The sequence below is a fragment of the Heyndrickxia shackletonii genome, assembly GCF_001420715.1.
GTDB classification, from domain to species: Bacteria; Bacillota; Bacilli; order Bacillales; family Bacillaceae_C; genus Margalitia; species Margalitia shackletonii.
The window spans coordinates 3,096,267-3,117,318 of record NZ_LJJC01000004.1; the positions used below are offsets into that span (position 1 = coordinate 3,096,267).

At 36.8% G+C, this 21,052-nt stretch carries 21 protein-coding genes; 1 reads left to right on the forward strand and 20 read right to left on the reverse strand.

Features of this window, described 5'->3' with window-relative positions; translation table 11 throughout:
* Positions 1-5 precede the first annotated feature (5 nt).
* On the reverse strand, positions 6-1,889 hold the full coding sequence (gene shc, locus AN964_RS14840) for a squalene--hopene cyclase (RefSeq protein WP_055740429.1): 1,884 nt from the start codon (positions 1,887-1,889) through the stop codon (positions 6-8).
* A 260-nt stretch (positions 1,890-2,149) separates the two neighbouring features.
* On the opposite strand from shc, the gene AN964_RS14845 reads away from it, so the two are divergent.
* Positions 2,150-3,313, forward strand: a complete 1,164-nt coding sequence (locus AN964_RS14845; RefSeq protein ID WP_055740430.1) for an iron-containing alcohol dehydrogenase — start codon at positions 2,150-2,152, stop codon at positions 3,311-3,313.
* Between the two features lie 209 nt (positions 3,314-3,522).
* Here AN964_RS14845 and rnhB read toward each other — a convergent pair whose 3' ends face one another.
* The 19 genes from rnhB to fapR form a co-directional block, all read right to left on the reverse strand.
* Positions 3,523-4,290 (reverse strand): ribonuclease HII, encoded by a 768-nt coding sequence (rnhB, locus tag AN964_RS14850; RefSeq protein WP_055740431.1) that lies wholly within the window; start codon positions 4,288-4,290, stop codon positions 3,523-3,525.
* Between the two features lie 15 nt (positions 4,291-4,305).
* Positions 4,306-5,166: a ribosome biogenesis GTPase YlqF gene (gene ylqF, locus AN964_RS14855; RefSeq protein WP_055740432.1), complete on the reverse strand. Its 861-nt coding sequence runs from the start codon at positions 5,164-5,166 to the stop codon at positions 4,306-4,308.
* Positions 5,167-5,187: 21 nt separating this feature from the next.
* Complete coding sequence (gene lepB / locus AN964_RS14860) at positions 5,188-5,724, reverse strand: signal peptidase I (protein ID WP_055740433.1); 537 nt, start codon at positions 5,722-5,724, stop codon at positions 5,188-5,190.
* Positions 5,725-6,169: 445 nt separating this feature from the next.
* Positions 6,170-6,514 carry a 50S ribosomal protein L19 gene (rplS, locus tag AN964_RS14865; RefSeq protein ID WP_055740434.1) on the reverse strand — a complete coding sequence of 115 codons (345 nt, stop codon included), beginning with the start codon at positions 6,512-6,514 and terminating at the stop codon, positions 6,170-6,172.
* A 179-nt stretch (positions 6,515-6,693) separates the two neighbouring features.
* The gene (gene trmD, locus AN964_RS14870) at positions 6,694-7,425 is read right to left on the reverse strand and encodes a tRNA (guanosine(37)-N1)-methyltransferase TrmD (protein WP_055740435.1); all 732 of its coding nucleotides are present in this window, start codon (positions 7,423-7,425) and stop codon (positions 6,694-6,696) included.
* Entirely contained in the window at positions 7,422-7,934 is a 513-nt protein-coding gene (gene rimM, locus AN964_RS14875; RefSeq protein ID WP_055740436.1) for a ribosome maturation factor RimM, read from the reverse strand. The genes trmD and rimM overlap by 4 nt, the downstream gene beginning before the upstream one ends.
* An 11-nt stretch (positions 7,935-7,945) precedes the next feature.
* Positions 7,946-8,332, reverse strand: coding sequence for a YlqD family protein (locus AN964_RS14880; RefSeq protein ID WP_055740437.1), 387 nt, complete (start codon positions 8,330-8,332; stop codon positions 7,946-7,948).
* 246 nt (positions 8,333-8,578) lie between these two features.
* Positions 8,579-8,809, reverse strand: a complete 231-nt coding sequence (locus AN964_RS14885; protein WP_055740438.1) for a KH domain-containing protein — start codon at positions 8,807-8,809, stop codon at positions 8,579-8,581.
* 14 nt (positions 8,810-8,823) lie between these two features.
* Positions 8,824-9,096, reverse strand: a complete 273-nt coding sequence (rpsP, locus tag AN964_RS14890) for a 30S ribosomal protein S16 (RefSeq protein WP_055740439.1) — start codon at positions 9,094-9,096, stop codon at positions 8,824-8,826.
* 174 nt (positions 9,097-9,270) lie between these two features.
* Positions 9,271-10,611 carry a signal recognition particle protein gene (gene ffh / locus AN964_RS14895; RefSeq protein WP_055740440.1) on the reverse strand — a complete coding sequence of 447 codons (1,341 nt, stop codon included), beginning with the start codon at positions 10,609-10,611 and terminating at the stop codon, positions 9,271-9,273.
* A gap of 12 nt (positions 10,612-10,623) precedes the next feature.
* Positions 10,624-10,956 carry a putative DNA-binding protein gene (locus tag AN964_RS14900; RefSeq protein ID WP_437177117.1) on the reverse strand — a complete coding sequence of 111 codons (333 nt, stop codon included), beginning with the start codon at positions 10,954-10,956 and terminating at the stop codon, positions 10,624-10,626.
* Positions 10,957-11,053: 97 nt separating this feature from the next.
* Positions 11,054-12,043 (reverse strand): signal recognition particle-docking protein FtsY, encoded by a 990-nt coding sequence (gene ftsY, locus AN964_RS14905; protein ID WP_055740442.1) that lies wholly within the window; start codon positions 12,041-12,043, stop codon positions 11,054-11,056.
* Positions 12,044-12,381: 338 nt separating this feature from the next.
* On the reverse strand, positions 12,382-15,960 hold the full coding sequence (gene smc, locus AN964_RS14910) for a chromosome segregation protein SMC (protein ID WP_055740443.1): 3,579 nt from the start codon (positions 15,958-15,960) through the stop codon (positions 12,382-12,384).
* A 56-nt stretch (positions 15,961-16,016) separates the two neighbouring features.
* Entirely contained in the window at positions 16,017-16,763 is a 747-nt protein-coding gene (gene rnc / locus AN964_RS14915) for a ribonuclease III (RefSeq protein WP_055740444.1), read from the reverse strand.
* 406 nt (positions 16,764-17,169) lie between these two features.
* Positions 17,170-17,403 carry an acyl carrier protein gene (locus AN964_RS14920; RefSeq protein WP_055740445.1) on the reverse strand — a complete coding sequence of 78 codons (234 nt, stop codon included), beginning with the start codon at positions 17,401-17,403 and terminating at the stop codon, positions 17,170-17,172.
* A gap of 245 nt (positions 17,404-17,648) precedes the next feature.
* A complete protein-coding gene (gene fabG / locus AN964_RS14925) occupies positions 17,649-18,392 on the reverse strand; it encodes a 3-oxoacyl-[acyl-carrier-protein] reductase (protein WP_055740446.1) in 744 nt (247 codons plus the stop codon).
* Between the two features lie 34 nt (positions 18,393-18,426).
* A complete protein-coding gene (gene fabD / locus AN964_RS14930) occupies positions 18,427-19,365 on the reverse strand; it encodes an ACP S-malonyltransferase (RefSeq protein WP_055740447.1) in 939 nt (312 codons plus the stop codon).
* A gap of 24 nt (positions 19,366-19,389) precedes the next feature.
* Entirely contained in the window at positions 19,390-20,367 is a 978-nt protein-coding gene (gene plsX, locus AN964_RS14935) for a phosphate acyltransferase PlsX (RefSeq protein WP_055740448.1), read from the reverse strand.
* Between the two features lie 16 nt (positions 20,368-20,383).
* Positions 20,384-20,971, reverse strand: a complete 588-nt coding sequence (gene fapR / locus AN964_RS14940; protein ID WP_055740449.1) for a transcription factor FapR — start codon at positions 20,969-20,971, stop codon at positions 20,384-20,386.
* Positions 20,972-21,052 lie beyond the last annotated feature (81 nt).

Sequence of the window (21,052 nt, forward strand, 5' to 3'; positions counted from 1 at the left end):
ATCTATTAATGTTTGTAATATTTATGAATGAAATGTGAATATGCCAGTAACGGCCATATATAGTTATAGCTATGATAATGTATATAAAATAATCCAGATGCTCCTTGTCCCATTGGATAGGAAGTCCTCCAATTATTTGTATCGGCATTTTCACATAGAAAGTTTATTCCTTTTTGGATTTGTGGCGTTATCTTATCTGAAACAGCAATAAGTGCATCCAAAGCCCAAGCAGTATGGGTTAATGTACTTAAGCCTAACGGAACATATTCCTCCATAATATCACTGTTACAAGATTCGCCCCAGCCGCCATCTTCATTTTGAATTTTGTATAGCCAGCTGATGGCTTTTTGAATAGATGGATGCTCTGCCTCCACACCTGCAGCACGGATGCCAGTTAGCGCCGCCCAAGTCCCATATATATAACATATTCCCCATCTGCTATTCCAGGAGCCATCCTCCTCCTGATTTTTCCATAACCACTTTATCCCTTTTTTGATATTTGGATTGCTTTTGTTTAAATTAGTATAGTTTCCCAAAAATTCTATCGTTCTACCTGTTAGATCTGTTGACGATTCATCCAATAACAAATCCTCTCCACCGGGTAAAATGGTTAAAAGCGGGTTATCAATATTTCGTTCAAATGCGGGCCAGCCACCATCATCATTTTGCATCGACATTACCCATTGGATTCCACGATTCCAGACGTTTCGATATCGATTATCTTGAACTGATTGTCTACGAATAGCCCTTAAAGCAGCTGTCGTATCATCTACATCGGGATTAATCGTGTTAATATTCGAAAAACCCCATCCCCCTGGTTTAGCATGCCGATTATGAATATACCAATCTCCGTATTTATGATGCTGTCTGGACAAAAGATATTGATTAGCTTTCTGAATAGTATTTGTATTTTTGGAAACTCCCGCCTCCTGAAGTACATAGCTAATTAAGGTCGTATTCCAAACATTTGCAGTTGTATATTGGCAGTGAGGATGCCCATCAATTTCACAAATCATTGATTTTAGGCCATTTACCGCTCTTACAATGATTTGATCCGCTTTCGATTTACCTCTGGCCATAAGGGCAAATATCATTAAAAAGGTAGCACTAAAATAACTGTAAAATGTCCCATCGGGTTCAATTCTATTAATGATATAGTTTTCTAGTTGTTTTAAAGCCTTTTCATGAATATCCTCCTTCAATCCTACTAAACTATCCACCCCCTTTTTTATGTAGTCCAGTAAGGAACGAAATTCTGCAGGTTGTCGTATTTTCAAGTTATTTAATGCTCTTTCTGCAAAAAGATCAGAGAGATCCGGACTTTGATCTGTTTTCATTGAAAATTTTGCATCACTAAGTATTAAAATAGGTGCAATATTTGCCCTTCCAAAAACCGAAATATCATAAAAATTTATAGGAAATTTATTGGGCAATAGCACCGCCTCAACAGGAATAGGAAATTGATTAGGCCAATTTATTTGCCCACCTAAAGATAACAAAATTTGAGTGAACATTTGAGAATTTTCCAAACCGCCATTCTTCAATATAAATCGCTTTGCCTCTTCCATTCGGTAGTCTTCATTTGATACATATCCGGAATATCTTAGCGCATAAATAGCCTCAATTGTCGTAGTAAGATTTCCAGTCTTTTCGTCATAAAAAAGCTTCCATGAGCCATCTACCTCCTGTTTGCTTAAAATCCGCCAAACAAGATTTTTAATTAAATCCTCATCGTCAAACTCTAACATTCTTAGAAGAATAATCATATAAGAATCTGTTTTGATGCCTGTTTCAAACGGATAATCCCAGGATCCATCGGGTAATTGTTCTGTTTGAAGCTTTTCTGTTAACCGTTTTATTTCATTTAAAACCTGTTGTTTTAATGCCATGTGAGTTCGCTCCTTTATTAGACTTTTGTCATATTCATATTATTTTTATGAAAGGAGTATGGTTATTAATTGCATAAAAACTTACATGGGAATCCGTTCTCATGTAAAGTATATGAATATTGGTAAACTTATTTACTTCGCTAATATTCCGTAATATAAAAGTAAGTAGTTAAATTTTTTATACTGAATGCAGGCGGGCAGCATTTTTGCTTTTTCATTTTTTTTCAATCATAATACATACTGAAGGAGGCTGAACGAAAATGGATAACTTTACATTTTTAAATCCGACTAAATTAATCTTTGGTAAAGATCAGCTTGAGCAGTTAAAAACAGAAATTCCTCCGTTTGGAAAAAAAGTGTTACTTGTATATGGTGGCGGAAGTATTAAAAGAAGCGGCTTATATGAGAAGGTTATAAATCAATTAAACGAAATAAATGCTACCGTTTTTGAACTTTCCGGTGTGGAACCGAATCCACGTGTATCAACTGTTCGCAAAGGGGTAGATATTTGTAAAAAGGAAAACGTTGACTTTATACTAGCTGTTGGAGGCGGCAGCGTGATTGACTGTACTAAGCTGATTGCTGCTGCATCTAAATATGATGGAGATGCTTGGGATATCGTCATTAAAAAAGCGTTCGCAAAAGAAGCCCTCCCTTTTGGAACTGTCCTTACCCTTGCAGCCACAGGCTCTGAAATGAATTCAGGATCTGTTATTACCAATTGGGAAACAAATGAAAAGTATGGTTGGGGCAGCCCTGTAACATTCCCTAAGTTTTCTATTTTGGATCCTGTAAATACATATACTGTTCCTAGGGATCAAACTGTTTATGGCATGGTAGATATGATGTCGCATGTATTGGAGCATTATTTTCATCTAACAGAAAATACCGAATTTCAAGATCGTATGTGTGAAGGATTATTAAAAACGGTAATGGAAACAGCTCCTAAGCTTTTAAATGATCTAGAGAGTTACGAGTATCGTGCTACCGTCCTTTACTGTGGAACAATGGCGTTAAACGGTATGTTAAATATGGGTTACCGCGGAGATTGGGCTACCCATAATCTTGAGCATGCTGTTTCAGCAGTCTATGATATTCCACATGGGGGTGGATTAGCAATAATCTTCCCTAACTGGATGAAACATAATTTACATGTTAAGCCTTCCCGCTTCAAACAGCTAGCTGTCCGTGTATTTAACGTAAATCCGGATGGAAAAACAGATGAAGAGGTTGGACTTGAAGGAATCGAAAAACTCCGTGATTTCTGGAACAGTATCGGTGCACCTTCTCGCTTAGCGGACTATGATATTGACGACAGCAAATTAGAAATTATGGCGGATCGTGCAATGGCTAATGGTGAGTTCGGTACTTTCACAAAATTAAATCGAGATGATGTTCTAGCTATTTATCGTGCTTCTTTATAAGAAAAGCGAAAGCAGCCCGCGGATTTTGTAGTCTTCGATTGATACCAAAAGAATCAGGGCGAGGGAAGAGTCGATGCCCGCTTATCTTAGGGAGAAGACGTAGAAATCCGCTAGCCGATTGGCGATGGAGCTAGACATTGAGTAAACTCATTATATAATCCATTACATTTAATGAATAAAAAAAACTCAACCATAGCAGGTTGAGTTTTTTATAACATATCTTTTATCGGTGCAAACGTTTTACGATGGATAGGACAAGGTCCATATGTATTTAGCGATACAAGATGTTCCTTTGTTCCATATCCCATATTCTTTTCAAAATGGTAATATGGGTACTGATTACTGTACTCCTTCATCATTCTATCACGTGTTACTTTAGCAACGATGGATGCTGCAGCTATGGAAACACTTTTTGCATCCCCTTTTACAATAGAAGTTTGCGGTATTGGTAAAGTTAATTTCATTGCATCAATTAAACAGTAGTCAGGAAATGTGCTAGAATTATTGATGGCAAGGTTCATTGCCTTCTTGGTCGCCTCATAGATATTGATTTGATCAATTTCACCTGCAGTAATAATACCAATTCCGACGGAAACTGCTTCCTTCATAATAATCTCATAGTATTCTTCCCGTTTTTGTTCTGTTAATTGCTTAGAATCGTTTATACCAGGTAAATAAAATGCGTCCGGTAGTATGACAGCCGCAGCAATTACTGGGCCAGCTAATGGTCCACGGCCAACTTCATCAATCCCAGCAATTAAATTAAAGCCCTCTGCCTTCAAATCCCGCTCATATTTCATCATTTCAATGAAATGTTGTCTTTCTATTTCTGCCTTTTTTAATGCTTCAATCTTTTTTTTCATTAGGCTTTGTACGCCTTTACGTTCATCTTTTTTTATTTTTCTTAGAAATGGATCGTTTAAGCTGTTTACTTGTTCCAATTCGACCGCAATTTCTTTGATTGTATAAGTTTCCATGTCCTTCCTCACCATTTAGGATTGATCTGACTCATCGGGAAAATCAAAAGTTAATCTTCCAATTTTTAATGATCGCAAATCTCGAATAATCGTTTCTGCTGTCTTATCATAATCGATTTCTCCACCTGACATAAGACAACCTCTTAATCGGCCTATATGATTGAACTTGTCTACAATTTCTTCCGGTAAATTCTCAAACTGATAACGCTCTTTTAATTGGTTTGGATAATGCTCCTCTAAAAAACGCAGTCCAAATACAGCAATATCCTGTAAGTTGAGTATCGTATCCTTAATCGCTCCGGTTAATGCTAATTTATATCCGACAATTTCATCCTCAAATTTTGGCCATAAAATTCCTGGCGTATCAAGCAATTCTAATTGTTTACCTACTTTAATCCATTGCTGTGATTTTGTCACACCGGGAGTATTGCCGGTTTTTGCAATATTTTTTCCCGCAAGTCTATTTATCAATGTGGATTTACCTACATTTGGGATACCAATAATCATTGCCCGAATAGCTCTTGGCTTCATTCCCCTTGATTTCATCCTGTCAAACTTAGGCTTTAGCAACTCTTGGGCACCTTTCACAATATCATTCATCCCGTTGCCTGCTTGAGAGTTTATAGCTAATGCTTTTTGTCCTTTATCAGCATAGTATTGTATCCATTGTTTCGTCCTATCAGAATCTGCCATATCTGCTTTATTCAATAAAATTAACCTTGGTTTTTGTTGGACAATTTCATCAAGCATAGGATTTCCTGAAGAAACGGGAATTCTTGCATCTACTAATTCAAAAACGATATCAACCAGTTTTAACTTTTCAGATACTTCCCTGCGCGCCTTTGCCATATGACCAGGGAACCATTGAATGGTCATGTAACTCAACTCCAAAAACATTTATTTTACTATATGGATATCCTTCATCGGCCAGTATATTAATTTTGTATCACCTATTACCTTTGATAAAGGTACTGGGCCAATAATTCTGCTATCCTTACTTTGTCTACGATTATCTCCCATTACAAAAATCTCACCTTTTGGTACAGTATCACGTCCAATTAAATCCTTTAGAGTGAAATCCTCAGTCAATGGTCCTTGTGTAATTTTTTTATATTTATCTAAATAAGGTTCCTTATATGCTTTTCCGTTTATGTATAATACATCATTCTTGTACTCGATTCTATCACCTGGCAGGCCGATAACTCTTTTTATGTAATCCTTTTTTTCTGGGGCATGAAAAACAACAATGTCGAACCGATTTGGTTTTCCTAACTTATTGACAATCATTCGGTCCCCATTATGTAAAGTAGGCATCATGGATAATCCATCTACCACAATTGGTGCAAATAAAAAATAACGAATAATTACTGCAAGTCCTACTGCAATGAGGAGGGCTTTTGTCCACTCCCATAATTCATTTTTACGTTTTGCCATATCTCCACCACCCAGATTTTTTCTTTAGATTACTAAGAAAAGCGTTAGCTCCGCAGCTCTGGCGTACGGATAAGTGAATTTTGAAGTGCAAATTTCACCTGTAGTCTTCGAATGAGATAAAGGAATCACAGCTATGTAGTAAAAGAGCTGATGTTAACTTATCATAGGGAAGAGACGCAGAAATCCGCCGCTAGCTGCTTCGCTAGCCAAAGACTAAACTCATGAAATAATTCATATGAAAAAACTAATTCCTTCTTAAAAGGGGAACTCCTTTTATTTTATATCCATTTTTTCATTGAATTAATCTGCTTTATACAAGTTTACCATATGGATTTATATGAACGAAAAGGGGCTTGTTTCCAAGCCCCTTTTCAAAACGTTTTTCATTGATAAGTATGATAACGATAGTAGAATTACTTCTACCAAAAGCCACCTACACTTACAATTAGCGGATTTCTTTAATACGAGCGGCTTTACCACGTAAATTACGTAGATAGTAAAGTTTCGCACGACGAACTTTACCGCGACGCACTACTTCTAAATTCGCAATCTTAGGAGTGTGTAAAGGGAATGTACGCTCAACACCTACACCATAAGATACTTTACGAACTGTGAAAGTTTCACTGATTCCACCACCGCGGCGTTTGATAACAACACCTTCAAATAACTGTACACGTTCACGAGTACCCTCGATAACCTTAACATGAACACGTACTGTATCTCCAGGACGGAAAGCAGGAATATCACTGCGAAGTTGATCTTTTGTAATTTCTTCAATAATATTGTGCATCGTTTTCAACTCCTTCCAACAGATGCTCTTACATATCACTCATTGTAGCGGAACATCGTTATAGCGTGATTTGCCTCAAATCACAAAATTAATCTTAACATATCGGTATTTATTATGCAATAAGAAATATGGATATGCTGTAACACTGCTTTGACTTTGGTAACAATAAGATTTTCTATCTACTTCTCATTTTCCCATTCCATGATCCATTTTCTTTGTTTTTCTGTTAATTGGTATCCTTCTAATAGATCTGGCCTTCGTAAAAAGGTTCTTCTTAATGATTCTTTTTCTCTCCACTCTTCTATTTTCCGATGATCTCCGGAAAGAAGAATATCTGGTACTTTCATTCCATTGAAATCTGCCGGCCTAGTGTAATGTGGATGTTCCAATAAACCTGTTGAAAAGGAATCCAGAACAGGTGAATCTTCATTTCCCAATACACCTGGTAATAGACGAACGATACTGTCTACCATTACCATAGCTCCAAGTTCTCCACCAGTTAATACAAAGTCACCGATAGAAACTTCATCTGTTACAGCAAATTCCCTTATTCTTTCGTCATATCCTTCATAATGGCCGCAGATAAAAATTAGGTGGTCTTCCTGAGACAATTCTTCTGCTTTTGATTGATTGAAAGTTTCCCCTTGTGGACAAAGTAAAATTATTCTTGGTTTACTTTCCCCTTGCTTTAGGCTTTCCACTGCGTCAAATATTGGCTGTGGCTTTAATACCATTCCGGCGCCGCCGCCATATGGATAATCATCTACAGTTTGATGCTTATTATCAGCAAATTCCCGATAGTTAACGATATTGTATTCGACTATATCCTTTTCCTTTGCTTTCTTTAAAATTGATGTGCCGAGAACCCCTGTAAACATTTCAGGAAACAAGGTTAATATATCAATTTTCATGATAGTAATCCTTCCATTGGTTCAATAATAATTCGTTTTTCCTGGACATTAATGTGTTTCACAATCGGTTCAATATAAGGAATTAAATATTCCTTTCCTTTTTCCCCTTTTACTACCCAAACATCATTAGCACCCGGGGTAAGTATTTCCTTCACAACTCCTACTAATTCATTAGAAGTTGTCAATACTTGACAGCCAACAATCTCGTGAAAGTAAAATTCCCCTTCATCCAGCTTCCCTAATTGTTCTTTTGACACCTTTAAAATACCATTTTTCCATTTTTCCACTTCATTAATATTGGTATACCCTTCAAAGGTAAGTAAATCAAAATTTTTATGTATACGGTGGCTTTTCACAACTAACTCAATAGGTTTTGATTGTTCCGTGATAAATAGATATAGAATGCTTCCAATTTTAAATCGTTCCTCTTTAAAATCCGTTATTGATATCACACGAACTTCACCATTCAAACCGTGTGTATTAACGATTTTACCTACATTAAACCACATTTATTTCACCTCTAACGTATTTCTGTAATGATTCCATCTTTCACAATAATCATTCTCTCACTAGATAGTTTATTCCAATCGTCACCAACTTTTATTTCGACAATAGATTGAATACTCTGTTCCGTTAATTCACTACCCAATGGAAGGATTTCTAGTTGCTCTATTTGAAAATCAATTAATTTTACTTTTTCCTGTCTAATATTAATTTCCTTTTCAAAATGACTTTTTAAACTTGCCGGAGGAAACTTTTTTGTTTTTTCCAGTTTCTTAAGTTCAAATCGAAGCTGATCACACTCTTTTTGAAATATTAACTTTTGCTCTTCATAGGAATGCAGTAATTTTTCTTTACTATTATCTGTCAACACTTGCTTTACAATTACGGACTGTAATATTTTCATCATTTACCCCCATATTTAGTAGGCTTTTTGATGTTCATTTATTTTGCAGAGAGTTTATAAAAAATATGAAAGAATATATTTTTAACAAGTATAGAATCTGTCCAGCGCAAGCGGCCGTTGGCGACGCGGATTCTATTTTTTGATATGGAAAAAGGGAGGCAATATTCTCCTCCCTTCTTTTGATGATTTTCTTATTCATTTCACTTGGTGTAAAATTATTTGGATTGAAAAATAAACTTATCGTTATTAACCAATTTCCAAATAAATTCTCTTATGTTGTTGTAAACCAGCACCGGCATAGACAACAGTTCGTATTGCTTTTGCAACACGGCCCTTCTTCCCAATCACTTTACCGATATCCTCCTGATGAACAGAAAGATTATACGTTATTTGACTGGGCTCCTCGACCATTTCAACCCGAACAGCATCCGGATGGTCGACTAAGGGCTTCACAATTTGAATAATCAAATCCTTCATAGTGATTCACACAATTACTTACTGTATTTTACGTTGTGGAATTTTTCCATGATGCCTTGTTTTGAGAATAAGTTGCGTACTGTATCAGATGGTTTTGCACCATTTTGTAACCATTTAAGCGCTAATTCTTCATCAATTTTCACTTCTGCTGGTTGAGCAACTGGATTGTAAGTACCAACTGTTTCGATGAAACGTCCATCACGTGGTGAACGAGAATCTGCAACTACAATACGATAGAAAGGAGATTTTTTTGCTCCCATACGTTTTAAACGAATTTTTACTGCCATTTAAAAGCACCTCCGAATAGTTTTACACAAGATAGTATAATATCAAAAAAGTAATTTGTTTGTAAAGTGTTTTTTCTTAACACTTTTTGTATATTGGTAAAAGGAACTTACACATTGCTAGCCAAATAATCAAATGACAGCATTGCCTTAGTTGCCTTATTACTATCATTCAGCTTACATAAATGGGAATTTGAAGCCTTTCTTTTTCCCTTTTTGCATACTTGTCATTTGTTTCATCATTTTTTTCATTTCTTCAAATTGCTTGAGTAGTCGGTTTACCTCTTGAACAGTTCTTCCGCTTCCTTTTGCAATCCGTTTCCTGCGACCGGAATTAATAATTTCAGGATTGATTTTTTCCGCTTTTGTCATGGATTTAATGATGGCTTCTACATGACTGATCTGCTTATCATCAATTTGAATATTATTCAATCCTTTAATTTTATTCGCTCCAGGCATCATTTTTAAAAGCTCATCCAATGGACCCATTTTTCTGACTTGGCTAAGCTGATCTAGGAAATCATCAAAGGTAAAAGAAGCAGTTCGCATTTTTTGCTCCAGTTCTTTTGCCTTTTCTTCATCAACATTTGCCTGAGCTTTTTCAATTAAAGTCAAGACATCGCCCATTCCAAGTATTCTGGAAGCCATTCTTTCAGGATGAAATGCTTCTAATGCATCTAACTTTTCCCCCATACCGACAAATTTAATCGGTTTACCGGTTACGGAGCGAATAGATAGGGCTGCACCACCACGAGTGTCACCGTCTAATTTTGTTAAGACGACTCCTGTAATACCTAATTGCTCATTAAAGCTTTCGGCAACATTTACAGCATCTTGTCCAGTCATAGCATCTACAACTAGAAAGATTTCCTCAGGACTTGCCAATTCTTTAATTTCCTTCAGCTCATTCATTAGCTCGCCATCAATATGCAGACGGCCGGCTGTATCAATTAGTACATAATCATGATGATCAGCTTTTGCTTTTTCAATCGCCTGCCTTGCAATTTCTACGGGGCTAACTTGATCGCCAAGAGAAAACACAGGCATGCTTAATTGCTTTCCTAGTGTCTCTAATTGTTTGATAGCTGCAGGTCGATAAATGTCAGCTGCTACAAGTAAAGGATTACGATTATGCTTTTTTCTTAATAAATTCGCAAGCTTACCAGTGGTGGTTGTTTTACCGGCACCTTGTAAACCAACCATCATAATTACGGTTGGAGGGCGCTTGGAAACAGCTATTTGGCTTTGTTCTCCGCCCATTAGGTTCGTTAACTCTTCCTTAACAACCTTAATTACTTGTTGACCAGGAGTTAAGCTTTTCATTACCTCTTGACCAACAGCACGTTCACTTACTTTTTTTATAAATTCTTTTACTACTTTGAAGTTTACGTCCGCCTCTAATAATGCAAGACGTACTTCACGCATCATTTCCTTTACATCGCTTTCCGAAACTTTTCCCTTGCCGCGTATTTTCTGTATCGTATTCTGCAGTCGGTCGGCTAATCCTTCAAATGCCATATATGCCGCCTCCTAATCTAATTTCTCTAGCGCATCAATAAAAGGTAATATTTTCATTGATAATTCATCTGTTCCAAGATTATCTCTTAAAGCATTTAAAATTTTCGTGCGCTCTTTGAACTTTTGGAATAATAATAGCTTCTCTTCATATTCCTCGAGCATGTTTTCAGTACGTTTGATATTATCGAAAACCGCTTGCCGGCTAACCTCAAATTCTTCGGCAATTTCACCAAGGGAAAAATCATCTAAATAGTAGAAGGACATATAGCTTCGCTGCTTTGGAGTTAACAACGATTGATAAAAATCAAACAAGTAATTCATTCTTGTCGTTTTTTCAAGCATGATTATCCTCCCCTTGTTAAGTGAAAAAGCTTTACATATGAAGAATACACAATTTCCTTGGGTTTGTCAAGATAAAACCTTTACATACAATTCAGCTAATTTATTCTGCCTCTTTTTCGATAATTGTAGAAAATAGACCATACACATATTTTTCAGGATCAAACGCTTGTAAGTCATCCATTTTTTCACCAAGACCCACAAATTTAACCGGAATATTTAATTCATTGCGGATAGCAAGAACAATACCGCCTTTTGCTGTTCCATCCAATTTCGTTAACACAATTCCGGATACATTCGTAACTTCTTTAAAAGTTTTTGCCTGGAGCAGTGCGTTTTGTCCAGTAGTCGCATCTAATACAAGCAACACTTCATGTGGTGCTCCAGGGATTTCCCTTTCAATCACACGTTTTACTTTTTCTAGCTCGTTCATTAAATTTACTTTATTTTGCAGACGTCCTGCCGTATCACATAATAATATATCTGCACTCTTTGCACGTGCAGATTGAATGGCATCAAACATTACAGCTGCAGGATCGGATCCTTCGCTATGTTTTACCACATCAACGCCTACACGGTTTCCCCAAACCTCCAGCTGATCAATTGCTCCTGCTCGAAACGTATCCCCTGCCGCTAAAATAACATTTTTTCCTTGCTGTTTATACATATGGGCAAGTTTTCCTATTGTTGTAGTCTTTCCTACTCCGTTGACACCAACAAAAAGAATAACAGTAAGACTATCTTCCTGTATGTTTATGTGACCAGTAGTTTTTTCGCCACTTTGATAAATTTCAACAAGTTTTTCGGAAATAGCCGATTGAACCTCTGTCGGATCTGAAATATTCTTTCTTTTTACCTCCATCTTTAATTCATCGATTAATTCCATCACCGTGTTAAAACCAACATCTGCTTGGATTAAGATTTCTTCAAGCTCTTCAAAAAAATCTTCATCTACTTTTCGATATCGCGCAACTAGATCATTTACCTTATTCGCGAAATTATTTCTTGTTTTGGATAAACCATCCTTAAATTTCTCTGTAACATTATCAGTAGACTTTGAAAACTTGTCCTTTAACTTTTGAAAAAAACTCAACAGACTCACTCCTTCATATTGTGAGATTATAATTAATTATTGATTTATACCCTAATCTCGTACATGTGTACGCATAAAGCAATATGAACGAGAGTCAAATATACAAGTACAAATCCCTACAAAGTATTATATATTCTAACAAATTATTCATGAATAATCATCCATATTTTCCGCTTACTTCTTCCCGTGTCGTTCTTAAAAAAAGTGCCCCGGTTATCTAATTTCGTTAGGGGCACCTTATTCTTTGTTTAAGAAATTATAAAATTTAACCCTCTGGAAAACTTTTTTGGAAAATTGTCTATGTCTAGCTTCAACTCTTATCGACTTAAGGATTTGTTCTAAACAGACATAGCAGGGCCTACAAGCTCATTGGTATCCTCTAACCGAACGGATACTAGTTTCGATACACCTGACTCTTGCATTGTAATTCCATATAAAACATCTGCTTCCTCCATCGTGCCTTTACGATGGGTAATGACGATAAATTGTGTTTCTTCGCTAAACTTTTTCAAATATTTACTAAAACGAAATACATTTGCCTCGTCTAGAGCTGCCTCAACTTCATCAAGAATACAAAATGGTACTGGGCGAACTTTTAGTATTGAGAATAATAAAGCAATTGCGGTTAAAGCTCTTTCTCCACCAGATAATAAACCAAGATTTTGCAGTTTTTTGCCTGGAGGTTGTGCCACAATATCCACACCGGTATTTAATAAATCATTCGGTTCTGTAAGCTTCAACTCTGCACGTCCCCCACCGAAAAGGGCTTGGAATGTAGGCTCAAAATGCAGACGGATTGCTGCAAACGTTTCTTCAAATCGCCGTTTCATTTCCTCGTCCATTTCATCTATCACTTGGAATAGAGTTTCCTTTGCATCTAACAAATCTGTTTGTTGTTCTTTCAGAAATTCATAGCGCTCAGATACTCTGTCATATTCTTCGATAGCACCGATATTAACGGTACCAAGCTCTTCAATTGCAAGTTTAATCAGTTTAACCTTTTTTCTTGCATCTTCTAGTGAGATATCAAGTGGAAAGTCCTGTTTGGCAGCTTCAAAACTTAATAAATATTCTTCTCGAAGACGTGCGAGACGATTTTCTAAATCAACATCTAAACGATTTATCTTTACTTCTTCGTCTTTTAAAACCTCGACTATCCCTTTATGCTGGCGATTTAATTCTTTCAGATTTAATTCCATATCCTCCAGTTTTGTTTGGAGCTGGACTCGTTCCTCTCTTCTCATAGAGATTAAGTTCGTTGTTTCTAGCTTGTCCATCCTTTTCTTTTCGGCAGCAACAGATATTTCCTCTTCACCAGAATGATTATTGGACATTTCATTTTCAATCCAATTTAATTCATCAGTAAATTGGGTATGTTTCTTTAATGTTTCCTCATATTCACCTTGAATTCTTTCAAGATTTTCCCGGCTCGTTACAAGCTGTTCATTCTTTACTGCAAGCTTTGACTTAAGGTCACTGATTTCATTTAATACTTCATCCTTTGATGAAATATCGTTATTTTTCTTCCTTGTCAGTTCCTCGATTTCCGTTTCCAAACCCGTTATTTTTTCTGCGACACTTTTCAGCTGTTCTTCCAGCTCCTGAATTCTTGCCGTAACAGATTCTGATGTGGTTAGACTTTCCGCCTTTTCCATATCATATATCATTAACCGTTCATTCATATTTTTTTCGGCCATTTCAATTTGCCTTAGCTCTGCTTTCCATTCTTGCTCCTTAAAACGAAGTTGCTCACCATGTTTTCTCATTTCTTCTAATGAATTTTCTTCCTGTGCAACATCTTGTTTTATCGTTTTAACAAGGTTCTCAAGCTGTGACGTTTTTTCTTCCATGGAAATAAGCTTCTCTTTTAATTCCTCCAGTTCCCCTTTTCGAGAGATTAAGGAGTTGCTAGACTGTTTAAGTGTACCACCTGTCATCGACCCTCCTGGATTTACCACATCACCATCTAGTGTTACCAAGCGATATCGATACTGAAGGAGCTTTGCTATTCTGTTTGCACCTTGCAAATCCTTTGTTATCACAACATTTCCAAGTAGATTTGAGATGATAGATTGATATTTTGCATCCACCTGAATAAGCTCAGCAGCTACTCCAACAAAGGAGGGATCACCGCTAATTAGTTCCAATTGAGCAAAAGGAATGGATTTACCTTTAATAACATTCAACGGCAGAAAAGTTGCGCGCCCATATCGATTTTTCTTTAAATATTGAATGGCATTACGGCCATTCTCTTCTGTTAGCACAACAATGTGCTGCATCGCACCTCCCAGTGCTGTGTCCATTGCAGATTCATAGCCTTTAGGGACTTGAATAAGTTCAGCAACTGCTCCTTCAATTCCTCCAAGAACAGTGCCCTTTGCTTTTAGGACCTCTCTTACACCTTGGAAGAAGCCAGTATAGTCCTCTTCCATTTCTTCTAATGTTTCTTTTCTGGATTTTGCTTTTTGTAAATATTGATAAGCCTGATAAAGCGTAGACTCTTGTTTTTCATATTGATTTTTAAGATTCTCCAGCTTTTTTTGCTTATCTCGGAATTTGTGAATATGAGCATCTAATTCCTCGGCTACCTCATTAAGCTGTTTCTCTACATTCTGCTTTTCTTCCAAAATAATTTTTCGCTGTTCTATATACTTTTTATTATCCTCATCTAACTTATTCTTTTTGGAAGACTGAACCTGTAATTGCTGTCCTAAGAGATTTAGTTCGTTTTTCCCCGAAGCCTGTTCATTTAACAATTCAATATAATCGCCTTTTAATGACTCAATCACTTCATCCAAATTAATATTAAATTTGTTCAATTGGTCATTTTTTTCTTTCAAACTTGCTTTTAAAAGGGAAGCCTCTGCGACATTTCTATCATATTCTGCTTTTAGAATTTGTTTTTGTTCTTCTAATTTTTTTAATTTATCGGCAGATTCCATAATATTTCTCTGTAATTGATCTTTATTATGGTTTGCGTTTTTCTTTCTTTCCTTTAAAACTTCTTTACGTCCTTCTAATTTTTCCAATTCCTCTGTTGCAGAAACTAAAACATTTTGCAAATCACTAATCGATTCATCCAATGCAGAAAGATGATCCCGCATTTCTGCAAGTTTAGCTTCTTCTTTTTGCAGTTTTGATAGACTAGCCAATTCCTGATCCTGGTGCTGTTCCAGCTGTTTCTTTAAATGTTCCCAGTTTTCGTTTAAAGCTTCTATTTCTTTTACAGTAAGCCCAACTTCTACGTTCTTTAGTTCTTCTTTTTTTTCTAAATAATCCCTCGCTAAGGAAGCTTGAATTTTTAAAGGTTCAACTTGGTGCTCCAGCTCATGAAGGATATCATTCACCCTATTTAAATTTTCTTGTGTTTCATTAAGCTTTGTTTCAGCTTTTTTCTTGCGAGTTTTGTATTTCAGTACACCTGCAGCTTCTTCAAAAATAGTACGGCGTTCTTCTGGCTTACTGTTTAATATTTCCTCGACCTTCCCCTGACTGATAATGGAAAAGGCTTCTCTTCCCAGACCCGAATCCATGAATAGATCAACAATATCTTTTAAACGACAGCTTTGTTTATTAATATAAAATTCACTGTCGCCTGATCGGTATACTCTTCTAGTTACACTTACTTCGTTATAGTCAAGCGGTAACTGATGATCTTCATTATCTAAAGTAAGAGATACCTCAGCGAAATTTAGGGACTTTCTTGTATCGCTCCCTGCAAAGATAACGTCCTCCATCTTCCCGCCACGCAAGGACTTTGCTGATTGCTCCCCCAATACCCATCTGACAGCATCAATAATATTACTTTTTCCGCTTCCATTTGGTCCAACGACTGCTGTGACACCTTTCACAAAATCAACAGAAATTCTTTCAGCAAACGATTTAAAACCAACTATATCTAAACGTTTGAGGAACAAAAGGATCTCCCTCCCTAAGCGCTAATTCTTTTTTTACATAAATAACGTCGGAAATTTCAGCTTTGCAAATTTTTATTTAAAGTGCTGAGGGCAATTTGAGCAGCGTGCTGCTCTGCCTCTTTCTTTGATCGTCCTACACCGATTCCAAGCTCCATGTTATTCAATGAAACTCTAGAAACAAATTCTCGATTGTGAGCGGGACCTCGTTCATCGAGAACAGTATATTCTAGTACACCAGATGAATCTTTTTGGACAAATTCTTGTAATTGGCTTTTAAAATCCATCACATGAGAAAAAGCACCCTCATTCACTTTCGGAAAAACGATTCTTTCCAAAAAGTGAATTACCGTTTCGAGCCCTTGGTCAAGATATAAAGCACCAATAAAAGCTTCAAAAACGTCTGCTAATAGGGCTGGACGAGTACGGCCGCCAGTCATTTCTTCTCCCTTTCCGAGCAAAATATATTCGCCAAAATTTAATTCATTGGCAAACGTAACGAGAGAAGGCTCACAAACAATAGCCGCCCTTAATTTCGTCAACTTTCCTTCACTTATAGTTGGATAGTGCTTATATAGGTACTGTGAAACAGTTAGTTCTAATACAGCATCTCCTAAAAATTCCAATCGTTCATTATCTTGATGGGTTTTTTTTCGGTGCTCATTCACATAGGATGAATGGGTGAATGCCTGTATTAATAGCTTTGTATTTGAAAAATGAATATTGATTCCTTCTTGAAATTGCTTGAATTTTTCTATTATTAGTGCCGCTGCAATTTTTTCTTTCTCTCTATTTGTCTTACGCATTTTGTTCTCCACCTTAAAATAAAGTAAAAAATTACATATAAAGTTTATAAAAAAAAACATTGAAGCGCAAAATGTGCCCAAGATTTTTTTAGATATTCACAAAAAAAGCTGCCGTATCCCGATAAGCAAATGCCGCCCCCAAACATTGATAAGTTGTTTAGATGCGCTATTTGATTTCGCGGTACAAGTTTTGTCTATCTTGTCTAGTTACAACCGCTATCGACTAGCGGACTTCCGGATCTCCTTCCTACGATAAGTCAACTTCGGTTCGTGAACTACCTCACCGTGTTTCCTAAATCTTGCGTCGAAGCCCCTACAGTCCGTACGTCGATGGGCAAGCCGTTTCCACTTTTCTAACAGAAAAGCCCCGTTTATAATAAACGGGACATTGTAATAATGTGAACGATTATTGCTGACTTTCTATGTACTTAACAGCGTCTCCAACTGTTGCAATTTTTTCAGCATCATCGTCAGAAATTTCCATATCAAACTCATCTTCAAGTTCCATTACAAGTTCCACAACATCTAGGGAATCTGCGCCAAGATCATCCTTGAAAGAAGCTTCTGGTTTCACTTGTGACTCTTCAACTCCAAGACGATCTACAATAATTTTCGTAACACGTTCTAAAACATCTGACATTTGGTTCACCTCCCCTCAAGACATTATAGAGGATTTTGTCCTAATAATAAAGTGAAACTTCCATTTTTAAAATGGTTAGTTGAACCAATTGGGTATTTAGGGACAGTTTTTCTCTTAATTTACCCAATTTTCTCCTTCTCTTTATACAGGATTAAACAAAACTTCTATTTTTTTCACAAACTAAAAAGGCTATTTACGTAACGTTCTGTTGCTGCGACTTTGTGATCAGCTTCCTGCAGGCAATATTACATTACCATTCCGCCGTCTACATGGAGAGTTTGACCAGTTAAATAGTTAGAATCATCTGAAGCTAGAAAAACTGCTACTTTTGCAACTTCTTTTGGCTGGCCTAAACGTGCCAATGGAATTTGTTTTAACATTTCCGCTTTCAAATCTTCTGGGAGCTTATCGGTCATATCTGTTGTAATAAAACCAGGAGCAATAGCATTTGCGGTGATTCCCCTTGATGCAAGCTCTTTTGCAGTAGTCTTAGTTAGACCAATAACTCCAGCTTTAGCGGCAACATAATTTGCTTGTCCCGGATTTCCGCTTATTGCAACTATAGATGCAACATTAATGATTTTACCGGAACGTTGTTTCATCATTTGACGTGTAACAGCCTTTGTCGTTAAAAACACACTTTTTAAATTCGTATTAATAACATCGTCCCACTCATCATCTTTCATCCTCATTAGCAAATTATCTCTTGTAATTCCCGCATTATTCACGAGTATATCCAATTTACCGAAATGTTGGGTCGTATCCTTCACCATATTTTGAACTTCGTCACTATTTGCTACATTACATTGATAGATGATTGCATTACGACCCATTGCTTGAATTTCCTCGGCTACTTCCTTTGCTTTCGCTTCACTGCCGGCATAATTAACTACAACATCTGCCCCTTCTCTTGCAAATTCAATAGCAATTTCACGGCCAATTCCACGTGAAGCCCCTGTAACTAATGCGACTTTACCTTCCAATTTCATGTATATTCTCCTCCTTCTTTTTGGCCAAAATAATTTAAGCTTTTAGTTCTTCCACTACTTGAGCACAGCTTTCCATATCTTGAATAGAGTAGACTTTTACTTCTTTGTTAATCTTTTTAATAAGACCAGATAAAACTTTCCCCTGCCCAATCTCAATAAAAGTATCTACACCAAGATCCACCATTTTTCTTACTGAATCTTCCCATTGAACAGGAGAGTATAATTGTTCTATAAGCTTCTCTTTGATATCTTCAGAATTCGTCATCGGTTCAGCCGTAACATTAGCAATAACGGGAATCTGTGCATCTACAATATTTATTTCCTGCAGAACTTGTTTAAATTTTTCAGCAGCAGGCTTCATTAGTTGAGAATGAAAAGGACCGCTCACTTGTAATGGAAGTGCACGTTTCGCTCCCTTTTCCTTTGCAAGTGCGGATGCTTCCTCAACACCTTTGACAGTACCAGAGATAACAATTTGCCCTGGACAATTAAGATTCGCTAATTGCACCGAGTTTCCGTTTGACGTAACTTCCTCTGTCACCTCTTTTAATACATCTCGATCTAAGCCTAATACAGCAGCCATCGTTCCTTCCCCATTTGGAACTGCTTCTTCCATATACTCTCCGCGCTTATGTACTGCATATACCGCATCTTCGAAGTTAATTGCACCAGAAGCCACTAATGCAGTATATTCTCCTAAGCTATGTCCAGCAGTGTAATCAGGTTGTATGCCAGATGCTTGAAGACATTGCATAATAGCTATACTTGTTGTTAGCAACGCAGGCTGTGCATTTGTTGTTAAAGTGAGTGTTTCAATTGGGCCGTTAAAAATTATATCGGAAAGTGAATAACCTAAACGACTGTCAGCTTGTTCAAATATTTTTTTTGCATTGGAATTTGCCTCAGCTACAGATTGTCCCATCCCAACCGCTTGGGAACCTTGACCTGGAAATACGTAAGCAATCTTTTTCATTTTTCAATTCTCCTTAAAAAGTTCTTAATTAATGAAATCTTTAATCGTTTTTGTAACATCATGCTGCACCATTTCTCGAGCTTGGCGAACTGCATTATATAATGCATTTGCATTAGATGAACCATGTGCTTTGATGACAGGAGCTTTGATTCCGAATAACCCGGCTCCTCCATACTCCGAATAATCCATCATATTTTTCAGCTCAAGCAAATCTGATTTTACCAAAAGGGCTGCGATTTTGCTTTTGAAACTGCTTGTTAGAGTCTTTTTTAATAATGAAAAGACGGAAGAGGCAGTACCTTCAATGGATTTCAAAACCATATTGCCTGTGAAACCATCTGTTACCACAACATCTGCCGGACCATTTAGCAAATCACGAGATTCAATGTTTCCAACAAAATTTATATCAACCTCTTTTAATAATTCAAAGGCTTTTTTTGTTAGTTCATTACCCTTCTTTTCTTCCGTTCCAATATTGAGAAGGCCAACTCTTGGATTATTTATTCCCCGTACTTTATTTGCATAAATTGAACCCATAATAGCATATTGGACAAGATGCTCCGGTTTCGCCTCAGCATTTGCTCCAAGGTCTAACATTACAAAACCTTTCCCATCAATAGTAGGCAGGGTTGGAGCAAGCGCAGGGCGTTCAATCCCTTCGATTCTTCCCACAATAAAAAGACCGGAAGCCATTAATGCGCCGGTATTCCCAGCGGAAATGCAAGCATCTGCCTCACCATTTGCAACTGCTTGGGCCATTAATACCATAGATGCATTCTTTTTTCTTCTTACTGCCTTAACGGGTTCATCTGAACCTGTTATGACCTCATCTGTATGTATAACTTGTACTCTAGGGTCTGCCTGTAAATATTGATTTATTTGTGATTCAACCCCATATAAAAGGATTTCAACATCCTTAAATTCCTGGATTGCTTTATTAACACCCAAAACAATTTCCTTCGGGGCATGATCTCCACCCATAGCATCTATTGCAATTTTCATCTTATTTTCATCCTTTTTAATTCAATTTCACCTGCGAATCATCACTTTTACTGTTTCGATACATTTCAAAATCACCCGTAAATACGAGCCTATTTCCTACATAACTATTCACATCAACAATAGTTCTATCGCCGACTTTAGGTTCGCGAACCTTTGCCTTCGCTATGACTCTCTCCCCCTCTTTGACAGAATGGGTAAAATGAATGTTCGCTTTGCTAGTTAAGGCTAATTCATCATTAATCACTGCGACCGCTAAAGAATTAGCCTGGGCGAATAGATGGTGTCCCCGTGCAATTGAATTCCGTTTAAAGACATGTTCCTTCCGAACATCAAATATTGAAATCGCACTTCTATCCAATTCAATATCAATGATTTCTCCTATTACTTCATCAATCGGCAGAGCCTTTACTTCATCGCCAAATTGTTTTTCCGCTACATTTTTTATTCTTTCCCGAAGCTCCGGAATCGATAATTCTAAACGATCAAGACGAATGGTTTGTACACTAACGCTGAATTTTTCTGAAAGCTCTTCATCTGTAATGAATGGGTTTTCTTTTATTGTTTTTAATAATTGTTTTTGTCTATCTTTTTTCACCATTCTCATTTTTAACACCACACGATATTAGGACTTGGTACTAATAGTAGTATATAAAAAGGGGGAGAAGAATGCAAGATTCACCTAATC